13 protein-coding genes are annotated in these 15620 nt (G+C 68.4%); 4 read left to right on the top strand and 9 right to left on the bottom strand.

Annotated features, from left to right (window positions below):
* Both ACKOQ4_RS09095 and ACKOQ4_RS09100 read right to left on the bottom strand, forming a co-directional pair.
* A complete protein-coding gene (locus ACKOQ4_RS09095; protein ID WP_526291002.1) occupies window positions 1–1632 on the bottom strand; it encodes a hypothetical protein in 1632 nt (543 codons plus the stop codon).
* A gap of 364 nt (window positions 1633–1996) precedes the next feature.
* On the bottom strand, window positions 1997–3544 hold the full coding sequence (locus tag ACKOQ4_RS09100; RefSeq protein WP_526291004.1) for a hypothetical protein: 1548 nt from the start codon (window positions 3542–3544) through the stop codon (window positions 1997–1999).
* 7 nt (window positions 3545–3551) lie between these two features.
* On the opposite strand from ACKOQ4_RS09100, the gene ACKOQ4_RS09105 reads away from it, so the two are divergent.
* From ACKOQ4_RS09105 to ACKOQ4_RS09115, 3 genes are all read left to right on the top strand, one after another.
* Entirely contained in the window at window positions 3552–4043 is a 492-nt protein-coding gene (locus tag ACKOQ4_RS09105; RefSeq protein WP_526291006.1) for a hypothetical protein, read from the top strand.
* 188 nt (window positions 4044–4231) lie between these two features.
* Window positions 4232–6361, top strand: coding sequence for a glycogen debranching protein GlgX (glgX, locus tag ACKOQ4_RS09110; RefSeq protein ID WP_526291008.1), 2130 nt, complete (start codon window positions 4232–4234; stop codon window positions 6359–6361).
* An 85-nt stretch (window positions 6362–6446) separates the two neighbouring features.
* Complete coding sequence (locus ACKOQ4_RS09115; protein WP_526291010.1) at window positions 6447–6635, top strand: PIN domain-containing protein; 189 nt, start codon at window positions 6447–6449, stop codon at window positions 6633–6635.
* On the opposite strand, the gene ilvA is transcribed toward ACKOQ4_RS09115, so the two are convergent.
* The gene (gene ilvA / locus ACKOQ4_RS09120) at window positions 6632–7912 is read right to left on the bottom strand and encodes a threonine ammonia-lyase IlvA (RefSeq protein WP_526291012.1); all 1281 of its coding nucleotides are present in this window, start codon (window positions 7910–7912) and stop codon (window positions 6632–6634) included. The genes ACKOQ4_RS09115 and ilvA overlap by 4 nt on opposite strands.
* A 29-nt stretch (window positions 7913–7941) precedes the next feature.
* Window positions 7942–8379 carry a nitroreductase family deazaflavin-dependent oxidoreductase gene (locus ACKOQ4_RS09125; protein WP_526291014.1) on the bottom strand — a complete coding sequence of 146 codons (438 nt, stop codon included), beginning with the start codon at window positions 8377–8379 and terminating at the stop codon, window positions 7942–7944.
* 98 nt (window positions 8380–8477) lie between these two features.
* On the opposite strand from ACKOQ4_RS09125, the gene ACKOQ4_RS09130 reads away from it, so the two are divergent.
* On the top strand, window positions 8478–9071 hold the full coding sequence (locus tag ACKOQ4_RS09130) for a hypothetical protein (RefSeq protein ID WP_526291028.1): 594 nt from the start codon (window positions 8478–8480) through the stop codon (window positions 9069–9071).
* 50 nt (window positions 9072–9121) lie between these two features.
* On the opposite strand, the gene dnaE is transcribed toward ACKOQ4_RS09130, so the two are convergent.
* The 5 genes from dnaE to lspA form a co-directional block, all read right to left on the bottom strand.
* Window positions 9122–12664, bottom strand: coding sequence for a DNA polymerase III subunit alpha (gene dnaE / locus ACKOQ4_RS09135; protein ID WP_526291016.1), 3543 nt, complete (start codon window positions 12662–12664; stop codon window positions 9122–9124).
* 72 nt (window positions 12665–12736) lie between these two features.
* The gene (locus tag ACKOQ4_RS09140) at window positions 12737–13321 is read right to left on the bottom strand and encodes a SecDF P1 head subdomain-containing protein (protein WP_526291018.1); all 585 of its coding nucleotides are present in this window, start codon (window positions 13319–13321) and stop codon (window positions 12737–12739) included.
* On the bottom strand, window positions 13318–14235 hold the full coding sequence (rarD, locus tag ACKOQ4_RS09145) for an EamA family transporter RarD (protein WP_526291020.1): 918 nt from the start codon (window positions 14233–14235) through the stop codon (window positions 13318–13320). The genes ACKOQ4_RS09140 and rarD overlap by 4 nt, the downstream gene beginning before the upstream one ends.
* The gene (locus tag ACKOQ4_RS09150; protein ID WP_526291022.1) at window positions 14232–15158 is read right to left on the bottom strand and encodes an RluA family pseudouridine synthase; all 927 of its coding nucleotides are present in this window, start codon (window positions 15156–15158) and stop codon (window positions 14232–14234) included. Before ACKOQ4_RS09150 ends, rarD begins: the two co-directional genes overlap by 4 nt.
* Window positions 15158–15620: signal peptidase II (gene lspA, locus ACKOQ4_RS09155; protein ID WP_526291024.1), on the bottom strand; the 463-nt coding region annotated here is incomplete at its 5' end. The genes ACKOQ4_RS09150 and lspA, both read right to left, overlap by 1 nt.

The following is a 15620-nucleotide window of genomic DNA, read 5'->3' on the forward strand; positions in this document are numbered from 1 at the left end:
CTAGACAGTCCGGAAAGGACTGAAGAACAGGACCTCGGTGCGGTCCAACGCCGGTCTGCTGACGGTGGGAAAGTCGATGTCCCCCAACGGGGTACGGACCACGAACGACGTGATGTCGGCGGTGGGGCCGGGCACGGTGGAGTGCGCGGTCCCCAGTGTGCCCTTGAAATACTCCGCGAAGTTGAAGATCGAGCCGACCGGCGGAACCGAGCCGGCGCCCTCCGCGACATCAGTGATCAGGATTGCCTGGCTGTAGATCCCGAACATGTCCCACTGCGTCGTCACGTCGGCGTCGACCCGCCCGATTCTGCCGCCTGACGAGTCGTACACATCGAACTGCTGGTAACCCTGGATCTCCACCTCGCGGGGCGGCAGTCCGTTGACCCCGGACGGCACCAGCGGCGAAGCCGGCACGAAGGTGTAGCCCTCGGGAGTGGAAAGCGGCTTCACCACGGGCTGTCTGGACGCGTTGATGAAAGTCGGGGTGACGTTAGAGACCCGGTCGCCGACGACCTCGACTATCGACACCACGTCGCCGGACGGGGACGGCAGCGAGGAGTACAGAATGTAGTCCTCGAAACTACCGGTGTAGATGATGTTGTAGACCGAACCGACCGGCGGCACCTGTCCGGCGGCGGTGCCGACGTTGGGGCCGTCGCTGGCAGTGACCAGAATCGCCTGGGTGTAGTTTCGGGCGAGGTCCGACGTGGTGGTGAAGACGCCGTCGAAGCTGCCGACCATGTTGCCGTCGGCGTCGTAGACCCCGAAGGCCTGGTGGCCCTGGACCGTTCCGAATATCGGCAGCAATCCGGTTATCGCAGTCAGGGTTTCGCCGGCGGGTTGCACTGGTGCGATGCGGTATCCGTTGGCCAGATCGACCGGCCTGTTGTCCACCGTGCGGTCGGCGATGCCCGCGGCGGCGTCGAACGCCAGCGGCACCGGGAACTCGCCCAGGGGCGTCCGCAGCGCGAAGGCGATCTGGTTACCCGACGCCGTGGGCAGGGCGGTGTATGACCACCCGAACCGGCCGAAGTCCACAGCCGATATCAACGAGCCGGCCGGAGGAAGCTGACCGGCGCCGGTTCCGGTGTTGGTCGCATCGCCGGGCTTGACCAGAATCTGCACATAGTTGTAGCCGATCCCCTTGGTGACCAGGGCGTCGAAATTCCCCACCTGACTGCCGCTGACAGGGTCGACGAGCGCGAACTGCTGCTCGCCCTGGACCATGCTCAGCCCGCCCGGGAAGTACGACCAGCGGCCGTAGTGGGAGGTCACCGTTTCGGGGGCGCTGGGCACCACGTTGTACCCGTTGAGCACCAGCGTCGGGGTCGGGGTGGTCGGACTCGGCGGCGCGAAATTGAACGTGGTCATCGAGGCCGCCAAGGCCAGTTGCAGCATGCCGGTGAAGACGAGCTTGATCAGATGCTGGGGCGGGGTGACCGAGCCGGGAACGGGCTGGCCTGCCGCGCTCGCGGCCGCGAGCGAACCGGCGGCGGCCGGTCTGGCGACGATTACCGGGCGTTGCGGCGCTGAACTGCGCGCCGGCGCGGCGACGGTGACCGGGGTCGGTGCCGGGTCGGCCTGAACCGTCGCGTCCGAGTCGGGCTCCGCGCCTGCCGGCACCGCTGCCACGGACGGCAGCGGCAGAAGGCGGGCCCGGTTCGCACGAGTCTTCGCGCGAGTCGGGACGTCCGGGCGTGCCGGCGCCGCGGCGCCGGGAAGCTCAGAAGCCACGGCTGATGAGGCCGACGAATCGGGTCTGGGCGCGAGCCTCCGGGCCGCATTCCGCGCGACTCGGGCCGGCCTGCTCTCGGCCTGCGCGCCCCGCGACGTGGCAGCGGCTGGCGTCGAGGTGACCCGGTCGGTCTCAGCCGAGCCGTGCGAGTCCGGCTCAGCTGAGGCTACCGCCGCGTTCGACAGCACCGCCGCACCCACACCGAGGGCGACAGCCAGTCCGCCGATCCGGCCGATGTACCGCGCTGCGCTCATCGGTGCGTCAGACACTTTGGAACGGACTGTAGAACCGGACGTCGGTGCGGCCTTCGGCCGGGATCCGCAACGCCGGAAACGCGAAGTCCCCCAACGGCGTCAGGAGACTGTAGGACGTCACGTCCTCGGTGGCTGCCGGCACCGTCGAATGCGCGATCCCGAACCCGCCCCGGGCCGGACTGACCCAGTTGAAGGTGGAACCCACCGGCGGGACATCGCCCGCGCCGGTTCCGGCCGTGCCTTCGCTGACGTTGGTGACCAGAAGGGCGCGGCTGTGGATACCGAGCAGGTCCCACTGGTTGGCGACGTCGGCGTCCACGCGGCCGACCTTGGTGCCGGCCGAGTCGTAGACGTCGAACTGCTGGTAGCCCTGGATCTGCACTTCCCGTGGCGGCAGCCCGTTGACCCCGGTCGGCTGCAGCTCGGCGACCGGCTCGAACCGGTAGCCGCCGGGGGCGGTGAGCGGTCCGGCGGCGGGCTCGCGCGATGCGTTGATGAAAGTCACCGGGGCGTGGACGACCCCGTCGGGTGTGGAGACGACCAGCGAGATCACATCACCGGACGGCGACGGCATCGACGAGTACAGGTACACGGTGTCGCCGATGTACATGATGTTGTAGACGGTGCCGACCGGCGGAACCTGGCCTGCGGCGGTGCCGACGTTGGTTCCCTCGGTGGCGGTCACCAGCACCGCCTGCGTGCCGATTCCCCCGGCGATGATGTCCCAGGTCGTGGTGAACACGCCGTCGAAAGTTCCCACCGCGTTGCCGTCGGCGTCGAGCACGTTGAACTTCTGGTTCCCCTGGACGGTGGTGTAGAGCGGCAGGATTCCGCTGGTACCGATGAGGTTCTCCGCCGTCGGGTCGGCAGGAGCGATCGAATAACCGTTGGTGAGATCCATCGGCCTGTTGTCCACCGTGTGGTCGGCCACGCCCTCGGCGGCGTTGAAGTCCAGCGGCAGCGGGAACTCGCGGAACGGCGTGAGGATCTTGAACGCGACCACGTCGCCGGACGGCGCGGGCATGGCGCTGTAGGACCACCCGAAGCCGCCGAGATTCAAGCCGGCGATGAACGAGCCGACCGGCGGGACCTGTCCGGCTCCGGTACCGACATCGGTTGCGTCGGTGGCAGTCACCAGCAGTTCCTGATAGTTGTAGCCGTTGCCCCTGCTGACCAGGGCGTCGAAGCTGCCCACCGGTTCGCCGGTATCAGGGTCGACGACGTCGAACTGCTGGGTGCCCTGCACCAGCGAGGGCGCACCCGGCAGGTAGGTCCAACGGCCGTAGTAACCGGTGACGGTCTCGGTGTTCTTCGGGACCAGGTTGTAGCCGTCGAGTACCAGCGTCGGCGAGGCCTTCAGCGGACTCGGCAACGCGATGCTGGCCGCGGCGATGGCGGTCACCGCGGCGACCTGAGCCAGCGCGGTGGCGACCAGGACCCCGACCTGAGGCGCGAGGTCGGCGAAGTCGGCGGCGTTGACCGCGCCGGCCACTGCGGAGGCCGCGGCGGGTTTGGCCAGGAACGCCCGGGGGGCGGCGTCAGCCGCCGAGAGCATGGGGCGAATGGCAGCGGCGGCCGGGGGCGCCGCTGCCGGTATCGGCGGCAGGGAGGGCTCGGCGGGTGCGGGGATCGCAACGGCGGAGACCGCTGCACCGGCAGACGCGGCGTCGGTGAGTGATTCCCGGGCGGCGGACCGCGCCGCCGAGGACCTCGACGCCCGCAGCGCGTCGCGCGCAGCGACGGCGGGCCGGGACTTGCGGGCCGACCGGCCGCCGGTGGCCGGGGCGGACTCGGTTGCCGCGGCAGACCGCGGAGCGGCCGGACCGGGTGCCGAGTCACTCGTCAGGCCGGCAGCGGCCGCCGCACGGGCGACCCGGCCGGCGCGCACCGCCGACTTCGGGGCGGTCGACGATTTCGGGGTGGTCGCCGAGTTCGGGGTGGTCGCCGAGTCCGCAGCGTCGGCGCCGGTATCGGCTGTGGCGACTGCGGCGCCCGAGAACACCGCGGCACCCACACCGAGTAAGACCGCCAGGCTTCCGACCCGACCCACGTAACCCGACGCACTCATAACGACCCCTCAGCCCCATCACGTAATTAAAATAAACCTGAGTAAAAGTTAATAGCGGCGACGCAAAACTGTCAAATTCCTGAGTGAAACCATCTGCTGGAACGGCGTGCCGGACCCCGGAGGGAAATGCGGGACCAGCCCCTGAAACGCCATTCCCGCCGATAAAGTCGGGCAATGGCCCCGACACACGGAACCCTGGTCTGGCCGGGCACCGCCTACCCGCTCGGGGCCACCTACGACGGCGCGGGCACCAACTTCTCGGTCTTCTCCGAGGTGGCCGAACGTGTCGAACTGTGCCTGATCGCCGACGACGGCGCCGAGACCCGAATCGACCTCGACGAAGTCGACGTCTTCGTATGGCACGCCTACCTGCCGACCGTCGCTCCCGGCCAGCGTTACGGATTCCGGGTGCACGGGCCCTGGGATCCGGCCCGGGGCCTGCGCTGTGACCCCAGCAAGCTGCTGGCAGACCCATACGGCAAGTCGTTCGACGGGCGATTCGACTTCACCCAGGCGCTCTACTCCTACGACCTGCAGGCGCCGGACACCGGGCCGCCCCCGATGGTGGACTCACTGGGCCACACCATGCTGAGCGTGGTGATCAACCCGTTCTTCCAGTGGGGCTCCGATCATCCTCCGCGAACCCCTTACCACGAAACGATCATCTACGAAACCCACGTCAAAGGCATGACGCAGACCCACCCCGGGGTGCCCGAGGAACTGCGCGGCACCTATGCCGGCCTGGCGCACCCCGCGGTGATCGACCATCTGACGTCGCTGAACGTCACCGCCGTCGAGCTGATGCCGGTGCACCAGTTCATGGACGACAAGCGGCTGCTCGGCCTGGGCCTGACCAACTACTGGGGCTACAACACCTACGGGTTCTTCGCCCCGCACGCCGGCTACGCGGCCAACCATCAGGCCGGCGGCGCCGTCGGCGAGTTCAAGTCGATGGTGCGCGCCTTCCACGACGCCGGCATCGAGGTGATCCTCGACGTCGTCTACAACCACACCGGGGAGAGCGACCACCTCGGGCCGACGGTGAACTTCCGGGGCATCGACAACGCCTCCTACTATCGCCTGCTTGACGGCGATCCGCGGCTCTACAAGGACTTCACCGGCACCGGCAACAGCCTCAACGTCCGCCACCCGCACACCCTGCAACTGATCATGGACTCGCTGCGGTACTGGGTGCTGGAGATGCACGTCGACGGGTTCCGCTTCGACCTGGCCTCCACTCTTGCCCGGGAGTTCTACGACGTCGACCGGCTCAGCGCGTTCTTCGATCTGGTGCAACAGGACCCGGTTATCAGCCAGGTCAAACTGATAGCCGAACCCTGGGACGTCGGCGAGGGCGGCTACCAGGTGGGCAACTTCCCCGGGCTGTGGACGGAATGGAACGGCAAGTACCGCGACACGGTGCGGGACTACTGGCGGGGAGAGCCGGCGGCACTCGGCGAGTTCGCCTCCCGGCTCACCGGATCCTCGGACCTCTACGAGGCCACCGGCCGCCGCCCGGTGGCCAGCATCAACTTCGTCACCTGCCACGACGGTTTCACCCTGACCGACCTGGTGTCCTACAACGAGAAGCACAACGAGGCCAACGGCGAGCACAACCGCGACGGCGAGAGCCACAACCGGTCGTGGAACTGCGGAGTCGAGGGCCCCACCGACGATCCGGAGATCATCGCTCTGCGGCACAGGCAGATTCGCAACGTCATGGCCACCCTGATGCTGTCCCAGGGCACCCCGATGATCAGCCACGGCGATGAGATCGGCCGCACTCAGCGGGGCAACAACAACGGCTATTGCCAGGACAACGAGATCACCTGGATCGACTGGGCCGCGGCCGGCGAGCACGCCGACACCCTGGAGTTCACCCGCAAGGTCACCGCGATGCGGGCCCGCCATCCGGTGTTCCGCCGGCGGCGGTTCTTCACCGGGGAGCAGATGAGCGAGGACGACCGGCGGCGCGATATCGCCTGGTTCACCCGCGACGGGGTGAAGATGACCCCCGACGACTGGAACTCCGGGGTCAAGTCGGTGGCGGTTTTCCTCAATGGCGAGGCCATCCCCGAACCCGACCTTCGCGGCGAGCGCATCGTCGACGACTCGTTCCTGCTCTGCTTCAACGCCCACGCCTACCCGGTGGACTTCATCACTCCGGACGGGCCGTACGCCAGCCAGTGGAAGGTCGCCGTCAACACCGCCGACCCGGCCGGCGTGGACACCCGCGAGCTGGCGGCCGGGGCCACCGTCGCGGTCGAGGGCCGGTCCGTGCTGGTGCTGCAGAAGACGGCGTAGGTCCTGGGCCCGTCACCGGGCTTGCAGCGCCGATGATTGGGCGAATGAACACCTCTCCGGCAACCGGCTGCTGAACCGGATCGCGATGGTGCCGTTGACGTCACGGCTACTCGACGAGGCAGCCTTGCTGCCGCCGTCAGGCCTGCGGAGCCTCGACGCCATTCATCTTGCCGCTGCCAACACCGCTCCCACCCTGCGCGCGGTGATCACCCATGACGATCGACTCGCCGATGCGGCCGAGGCACTCGGTGTGCCCGTCATTCAACCTGGTTAGGTCAGATACCGGTAAGCCGGCGAGCCCGGCTCCAGCGCCTCGACGTGCAGGCCCGACTCGTCCATCCGCGCCCGCAGCCCCTCGAGGTCGGCAGCCGAACTCAACTCGATGCCGACCAGCGCCTCGCCGGTCTCCCGATTGTTGCGCTTGACGTACTCGAACAGCGTGATGTCGTCACCTGGGCCGAGCACCTCGTCGAGGAATCGGCGCAGCGCACCGGGCTCCTGCGGGAAGTCCACCAGGAAGTAGTGCTTGAGACCCTTGTGCACCAGCGAGCGCTCCAGCACCTCGCCGTAGCGGGAGACGTCGTTGTTGCCGCCCGAAATCAGGCACACCACAACCGATCCCGGCGCGACATCCGTCTCCAGCAGGCCCGCGACCGAGAGCGCGCCGGCGGGTTCGGCGATGATGCCCTCGTTCTGGTAGAGGTCGAGCATCGCGGTGCACACCGCGCCCTCGTCGACGGTAGTCATCGACACCATGTCGCCGGCGGCCTCCAGCGCCTGGAAGGTCAGCGCCCCGGCCTGGCGCACGGCCGCGCCGTCGACGAACTGGTCGACATGGTCCAGCGGAACCGGCCGGCCCTCGGCCAGCGCGGCGATCATGGCCGCCGCGCCCGCGGGTTCGACACCGAGGACCGAGGTGGTGCTCGTCCGCTCGGCCAGGTAGGTGGTGATCCCGGCGATGCAGCCGCCGCCGCCGACGCCCACAACCACCAGATCCGGCTCGCGGCCGAGCTGGTCGAGGATTTCCACGGCGATGGTGCCCTGCCCAGCCATGGTGCGGGGGTCGTCGTAGGGCGGGACCAGGGTCGCCCCGGTGCGGGCGACGTCATCGCGGGCCGCCGCGGCGGCGTCGTCATAGGTGGCGCCGCCGACGATCAGCTCGATGAAGTCCCCGCCGTGGTAGCGGATCCGGTCGCGCTTCTGCTTGGGCGTCTTGGCGGGGACATAGACCCGGCCGCGCACCTTCAGCGCCTTGCAGGCCAGCGCGAAGCCCTGGGCGTGGTTGCCGGCCGAGGAGCACACCACCCCGGCCCGAAGCTGTTCGTCGGTGAGCTGTTTGAGGAGGTTGTAGGCGCCGCGGATCTTGTAGGACCGCACGCTCTGCAGGTCCTCTCGCTTGAGGTAGACGTCCGCGCCGGTGACCTCGGAGAGCCGGTCGCTGTGCTCGAGCGGGCTGCAGTGCACCACCTCGGCGATCCTGCGGGCGGCGTCGTCGACGTCGGCCGCGCTGATCGGCGGCGACAGGCGGCGGTTTCCCAGCTCAGCGGTCACCGGACAATGGTGCCACCGGCAGGGCGAAATCAGTGAATCGGGGTCAACACGAAGACCGGGATCTCCCGGTCGGTTTTGCGCTGGTAGTCGGCGTAGTCCGGCCACACCTCGACCGCGCGGCGCCACCAGGCGGCCTTCTCCTCGCCGAACACCTCACGGGCCTCGTAGTCACCGGTGGCGGTGCCGTCCTGCAGTTCGACGCGGGGATGCTTGACCACGTTGTGGTACCAGACCGGGTTCTTCGGCGCCCCGCCCAGCGAGGCGACGACGGCGTACTGCCCGTCGTGCTCGACGCGCATCAGCGGGGTCTTGCGCAGCTTGCCGGTCTTGGCCCCGATGGTGGTCAGCAACACCACCGGCCTGCCCTTGAGTTCGGTGCCCTCGGTGCCGCCGGAGGCCATGTAAAGCTCGGCGTTCTCACGGGCCCAATCCGAGGTGCTGGGTTCGTAGTCTCCGGTCAGCGGCATGGCTCCAGCATAGGCGGGGGCCGGTCGGCCAGACTGTCGCTGTGAGGCAGTCCACCGAGGAGAGCCCGCTGCCGGCGATAGCGGCACTGATCGCCACCATGGCAATGCAATTGGCAATCCCCAAGCACTACACCGTGGTTCCGCGCTGGCCGCTGATCGCCCTGGAGATCCTGCTCATCCTCGGACTGCTCGCCCTGCGGTCGGGACACTCCACCCGCCACCCCGCCTTCGGCCGCGACACCCGACTGGTGTTGCTGACGGCCATCACCCTGGACAACACCGCCTCGGCCATCCTGCTCGACTGGGACATCCTCAGCGGTGCGATCGCCAACAAGGCGTCGGTCCTGATCGGCAGCGGCGCGGCGATCTTCGTCACCAATGTCCTGGTGTTCGGCATGTGGTACTGGGAACTCGACCGCGGCGGCCCACTGGCCCGGGCGAACCGCGAGCGCCGCTACCCCGACTTCATGTTCCCCCAACTGGCCAACCCCGAACTGGCCGCGCCGGACTGGACGCCCACGTTCGTCGACTACCTCTACGTCAGCGTCACCAACGTGATGGCCTTCTCCCCCACCGACACCATGCCGCTGACCCGGTGGGCCAAGTCGCTGATGTCGCTGCAGGCCTTCGTCGCGGTCTCCACCCTGGCGTTGGTCTTCGCCCGCGCGGTCAATGTCCTGGGCTCGGGCTGAGTAGGCCGCCTGACGCGAAGCAGTGGCCGTCCCCGGACACCGCACCAAAGCTAGCCCAGGCAGCCCGGGCCTAGCAGCGCCTTGAGGTCGCCCATCAGCGCAGAGGACGGGGTCACCCGCAGCGAGGCGTCCAGTTCCAGCGTGGTGATCCGCTCACCACTGACCAGACGCAGATGAACCTGCGAGGTGCCCGGATGGCGGGCCAGCACCTGCTTGAGCGCGGTCACCTTGTCCATCGTGCACTGACGCGTCGGCAGGCTCACCGCCAGCGGCCGGTCGGCCCGGGCGTTGGAGAAGTCCGGCACCACGAGGTCATTGGCGATCAGGCTGATCCGGTCGTCCTGGATGCGAACCTTTCCGCCGACCAGAACCACCGCGTCGTCGGCGATCTCCGCGCCGAACAGCGAGTAGGTCTGTGGGAAGAACATCACCTCGATACCGCCGGTCAGGTCCTCCAGTTGTGCTGAGGCCCAGGGCATTCCGCTCTTGTTGACCCTGCGGTTCACTGAGGCGAGGATGCCCCCGACCCGCACCTGGGTGTCGTTGGTGACATCGCCGTCGAGGATGGCCGGGATGGCGGTGTCGACCTGGGCGGACAGCAGATGCGCGATCCCGTTGAGCGGGTGTCCCGAGACGTACAGGCCCAGCATCTCGCGCTCGAGGGCCAGTTTGTGCTTGTCGTCCCATTCCTCGTCGGGCACCTTGATGGTGAAGACGGCGTCTCCCCCGGACTCTCCGCCCCCGCCGAAGAGGTCGAACTGGCCCATCGCCTCGGCTTTCTTGGTACCCAGCACCGACTCGACGGCGTCGCTGTGCACCAGGAACAGGCCCTTGCGGGGGTGGCCGAGGGAATCGAAGGCACCGGCCTTGATCAGCGACTCGGCGACCTTCTTGTTGCAGGCGCCGACGTCGATCTTGCCCAGGTAGTCGGAGAAGTCGGTGAACTTGCCCTTGGCAGTGCGGGTGGCGATCAGCGAACCGACCACGTTGGCGCCGACGTTGCGCACCGCGCCGAGGCCGAAGCGGATGTCGGTGCCCACCGAGGCGAAGTTCAACTCCGACTCGTTGACATCCGGCGGCAGAACGGTGATGCCCAGTTTGCGGCAGTCGGCCAGATACACCGCGGCCTTGTCCTTGTCGTCGCCCACCGAGGTGAGCAGCCCGGCCATGTACTCGCCGGGATAGTTGGCCTTCAGGTAGGCCGTCCAGTACGACACCAGGCCGTAGCCGGCGGCGTGGGACTTGTTGAACGCGTAGTCGGCGAACGGCAGGATGGTGTCCCACAGCACCTTGATGGCCCCGGCGGAGAATCCGTTGGCCTTCATGCCCTCGGCGAAGCCCTCGTACTCCTTGTCGAGCACGTCGCGCTGCTTCTTGCCCATGGCCTTGCGCAGAATGTCGGCTCGGGCCAGGGAGTAGCCGGCCACCCGTTGCGCGATGCGCATGATCTGTTCCTGGTAGACGATCAGGCCGTAGGTCTCGGCCAGGATGTCGGCCAGCGGCTCGGCCAGTTCGGGGTGGATCGGCTTGATGGCCTGCCGTCCGTTCTTGCGGTCGGCGTAGTCGTTGTGGGCGTTGACGCCCATCGGGCCGGGCCGGTAGAGCGCCAGCACCGCGACGATGTCGGCGAACCCGGTCGGCTGCATGCGCCGCAGCAGGTCGCGCATCGGGCCGCCGTCGAGCTGGAAAACCCCGAGAGTGTCCCCGCGGGAGAGCAATTCGTAGGTCGCCGGGTCGTCGAGGGTCAGCGACTCCAGTTCCAGATCGACACCGCGGTTGGATTTGATGTTGGCCAGCGCGTCGCCGATGATCGTGAGGTTGCGAAGGCCCAGGAAGTCCATCTTGAGCAGGCCGATGGCCTCGCACGACGGGTAGTCCCAGCCGGTGATTACTGCGCCGTCCTGCGGGCGCTTCCACAACGGGATCACGTCGATGAGCGGTTCGGAGCTCATGATCACCGCGCAGGCGTGCACGCTGTTATTGCGGACCAGGCCCTCCAGGCCGCGGGCGGTCTCGTAGATCGTCCGCACGTCGGGGTCGGTGTCGATCAGACCGCGGACCTCGGCGGCCTCCTTGTAACGCTCGTGGGACGGGTCGGTGATGCCGGCCAGCGGGATGTCCTTGGCCATCACGGCCGGCGGCAGCGCCTTGGTGATCCGGTCGGCGATGGCGAAGCCGGGTTGGCCGTAGTGCACCCTGGCGGCGTCCTTGAGCGCGGCCTTGGTCTTGATGGTGCCGAAGGTGATCACCTGGGCGACCCGGTCGCTGCCGTATTTCTCCGCCGCGTAGCGGACCATCTCCCCGCGACGGCGGTCGTCGAAGTCGATGTCGATGTCGGGCATGGAGGCGCGCTCAGGGTTCAGGAACCGTTCGAAGAGCAGACCGTGCTCGATCGGGTCGATGTCGGTGATCCGCAACGCGTAGGCCACCAGCGACCCGGCGGCCGAACCCCGGCCCGGGCCGACCCGGATGTCCACCGAGCGCGCATAGCCGATCAGGTCGGCCACGATCAGGAAGTAGGACGGATAGCCCTTTTCGCAGATGACGTCGATCTCGTACGCCGCGCGCTCGACGTACTCGGCAGGCACGCCGTCGGGGAATCGGCGGGCCAGGCCGGCGTCGACCTCGCGGCGCAGCCAGCTGCCCTGGGTGTGGCCCTCGGGAACCGCGAACACCGGCATCCGGTCCCGCGGGGCCCACACGTCGGCGTAGGACTGCACCCGCTCGGCGATCAGCAGGGTGGAGTCACAGGCCTCGGGAATCTCGCCGTCCCACAACGCGCGCATCTCGGCAGCCGACTTGATGTAGTAGCCGTCGCCGTCGAACTTGAACCGGTTGGGGTCCGACAGGGTCTTGCCGGTCTGCACACACAGCAGCGCCTCGTGGTTGTGTGCGGCGTCGCGGGTGACGTAGTGGCAGTCGTTGGTGGCCAGCGGAGGGATGCCCAGTTTGCGTCCCACCTCCAGCAGGCCGTCGCGGACCCGCCTCTCGATGGACAGGCCGTGGTCCATCAACTCCAGGAAGTAGTTGTCCGCCCCGAAGATCTCCCGCCACCGGGCCGCGGACTCCAGCGCCTCGGCGTCCTGGCCCAGCCGCAACCGGGTCTGCACCTCCCCCGACGGGCATCCGGTGGTGGCGATGATGCCATCGGCGTGCTCGGCGATGATCTCGGCATCCATCCGGTTCCACTTGCCCAACTGGCCCTCGAAGGAGGCCAGCGAAGTCAGCTTGAACAGGTTGCGCAGGCCGGCAGCGTTCTCGGCGACCATGGTCAGGTGGGTGTAGGACCCGCTGCCGGAGACGTCGTCGCTCTTCTGGCTCGGGTCGCCCCACAGGATGCGGCGGGTGTCGAGGCGCGATCCGGGGGCGACGTAGGCCTCCACCCCGATGATGGGCTTGATGCCGGCCTTGGTGGCGGCGTGAAAGAACTCGCTGGACCCGTACATGTTGCCGTGGTCGGTCATGCCGATGGCCGGCATCTCCAGGCGCTGCGCCTCGGCCAGCATGGGCGAGATCTTGGCGGCACCGTCGAGCATCGAGTACTCGGTGTGGTTGTGCAGGTGCACGAAGCCCCGCCCGCTTTGAATCGCCATAGGCCCGTCAGTTTAGGGGTGGTCGAGGACACGTTCGGCGTGTCCTCGGCGCGTGTCCCGGCCCGGATTGGCTCAGGTCTCGTCCTTGAGCCTGCGGGCGATCTCCTTGGCCTGCTCGGGGGTCAGTTCCCCGGATAGCTGAAGGACCTGGCCGTCGATCGGAGCGGTGATCTTCGGGCCCCACACCACGGTCCCGTTGCGCACGAAGGCGACCTGCTTGCCCACCTGGCCGGCGGTGTACTTGGCGAACTGCTCGGAGGACTCGTTGGTCATGGTCATCTGGACCAGTTCGACGCCGGTCAGCGGGTTGCGGAAGGAGTCGACGTTGGTCAGTTGCACGGTCAGGGCCTGCGGGCCGAGTTCGTAGACCGCGGTCCGCTCGACGTCGCAGATCCGGGTGGGCTGGTCCGGCGGTCCCGACTTGGCCGGCGGGCACTGCTCGGGCGTGGTGACGAAGGCGCTGATCACCGGCCGCACCGGAAGCGGCTTGATGGTCAGGACCGGCGCGGTGGTCTTCGACGTCAGCGGCTCGCTGTTGTTATTGCGCATCAACTGCGACGACGACAGCAGGCCCACCAGGGCCGGCACCACGATGGCGGCGGCGGACAGCGCCGCCATGAGGGCGAACAGGAACTTCTTCTTCCGATGCAGCGTCATGATGCCTGCACGGTACCTGTGCGCCCGCGGCGGGCGCGAGACAACGCGTCGGTGCTGAAAATCGCCAGCGCGATCCAGATAAGCAGGAACCCGGCCCACCGGGCCGGCGGCATCGGCTCGTGGTCCACCAGCACGCCCCAGGTCAGCTGCATCGACGGGGTCAGATACTGCAGCAGCCCCAGGGTGACCAGCGGCAGCCGCTGGGCGGCGGCGGCGAAGCACAGCAGCGGCACCGCCGTCACCGGGCCGCACAGCACCATCAGCACGGTGTGGGCCGGCCCGTGGTTGACGAAGTCGGCGTCCCCGCTGAGCTGGATGAAGACCAGGTAGGCCAGCGCGAACGGCGCGGCGATGGCGGTCTCCACCGCGACGCTGACCCGCGGGTCGGTCCGGATGACCTTCTTGACCGCGCCGTAGAGGCCGAATGACAGCGCCACCCCGATCGCGATCATCGGCGGTCCGCCCAGACCGGTGGAGAGCAGGACCACCGCCGCCGCGGCCAGTGCCACGGCGAGCATCTGCACCCGGTTCAGCCGCTCGGCGAACAGCACGACGCCCAGCACGACGTTGACCAGTGGCGTGATGAAGTAGCCCAGCGCGGCGTCGACGACGTTGCCGGTGTTGACCGCCCAGATGTAGACCAGCCAGTTCGTCGAGATCAGCGCCGAGGCACAGATCAACAGCCCCCAGCTCCGCCGGTCGACGGCCCGCAGATTCCCCAGGCGTCCGCTGATGGCCAGCAGACCGGCCAGCAGTGCGACCGTCCACACGACCCGGTGAGCCAGGATCTCGGGGGCGCCGGCCGGGGTCAGCAGGGTGAAGAAGGCCGGGAACACCCCCCACAGCCCGTAGGCCGCGAAGCCGTACAGCAAGCCGCCGGCTTGCGGGTCCGGTGTGTTGCCGGCAGGGCTCACGACTCGGCGCGCAGCACGTCCAGGGCGTGCTGCAGGTCCGCCGGGTACGCACTGGTGATCTCGATGCGTCGCCCGTCGCCCGGGTGCGCGAAGGCCAGTGAACGGGCGTGCAGCCACTGACGCTCCAGGCCGAGGCGTCTGGCCAGCACCGGGTCCGCTCCGTAGGTCAGATCACCGGCACAGGGGTGGTGCAGCGCCGCGAAGTGCACCCGGATCTGATGGGTGCGGCCGGTTTCCAGGTGGATGTCGAGCAGGCTCGCGGCGCGGAACATCTCCAGGGTGTCGTAGTGGGTGATGCTGTGCCGGCCGCCCTCGGTGACGGCGAACTTCCACTCGGGTCCGCGGTGGCGGCCGATCGGGGCGTCGATGGTTCCGCTGGAAGGGTCCGGATGTCCCTGCACCACAGCGTGATAGCGCTTGTCGACGGTGCGCTGCTTGAAGGCCCGTTTGAGCACGGTGTAGGCGCGCTCGGACAGCGCCACGACCATGACCCCGGACGTGCCGACGTCGAGGCGTTGCACGATGCCCTGGCGTTCGTGGACGCCGGATGTGCTGATCCGGAAACCCGCCGCGGCCAGTCCGCCCAGCACAGTCGGGCCGTGCCAGCCGACTCCGGCATGCGCGGCCACACCGGGCGGTTTGTCGACGGCCACTATGTCGTCATCGGCATACAGGATGGTCATGCCCTCGACCTCGACGGGCGTGTTCTCCACCGGCGCAGGCGCTTCCGGCAGCGTGACGGTCAGCCAGACGCCGGCTTCCAGGCGGTCGGACTTGCCGGCCGGCACCCCGTCGATCAGCACGCCGCCGGTCTCGGCGGCCGTCGCCGCCGCGGTGCGCGACAGTCCCAGCAGCCGGGCCACCCCGGCGTCCACCCGCATTCCGGCCAGGCCCTCGGGCACCGGCATCGACCGCTCGGCCATCAGGCCCGCTCGCCCCCGGTGTCCTCGGCCTTGCGGCGGTGGGCACTGTCGAAGTCGTAGCCGAACAGCGACAGTGCCACCAGCAGGATCGCCCCGCCCACCACAGCCGGGTCGGCGACGTTGAACACCGGCCACCACCCGATCGACAGGAAGTCCACGACGTGGCCGCGCAGCGGTCCGGGCGAGCGGAAGAACCGGTCCACCAGGTTGCCCAGCGCGCCGCCCAGGATCATGCCCAGACCCACCGCCCACCACGGCGAGACCAGCCGTCGGCCCATCCAGACGATGCCGACCACCACACCGGCGGCCACCAGGGTCAGCACCCAGGTGTAGCCGGTCGCCATCGAGAACGCCGCCCCGGAGTTGCGCACCAGAGTCCATGTGACGGTGTCTCCGATGATCGACACCGGCTCCCCGGGGGTCAGCAGTCTGACGGCCAGCACCTTGGTGACGACGTCGAGG

It is taken from the genome of Mycobacterium sp. (genome assembly GCF_046095365.1).
Taxonomy (GTDB): Bacteria; Actinomycetota; Actinomycetes; order Mycobacteriales; family Mycobacteriaceae; genus Mycobacterium.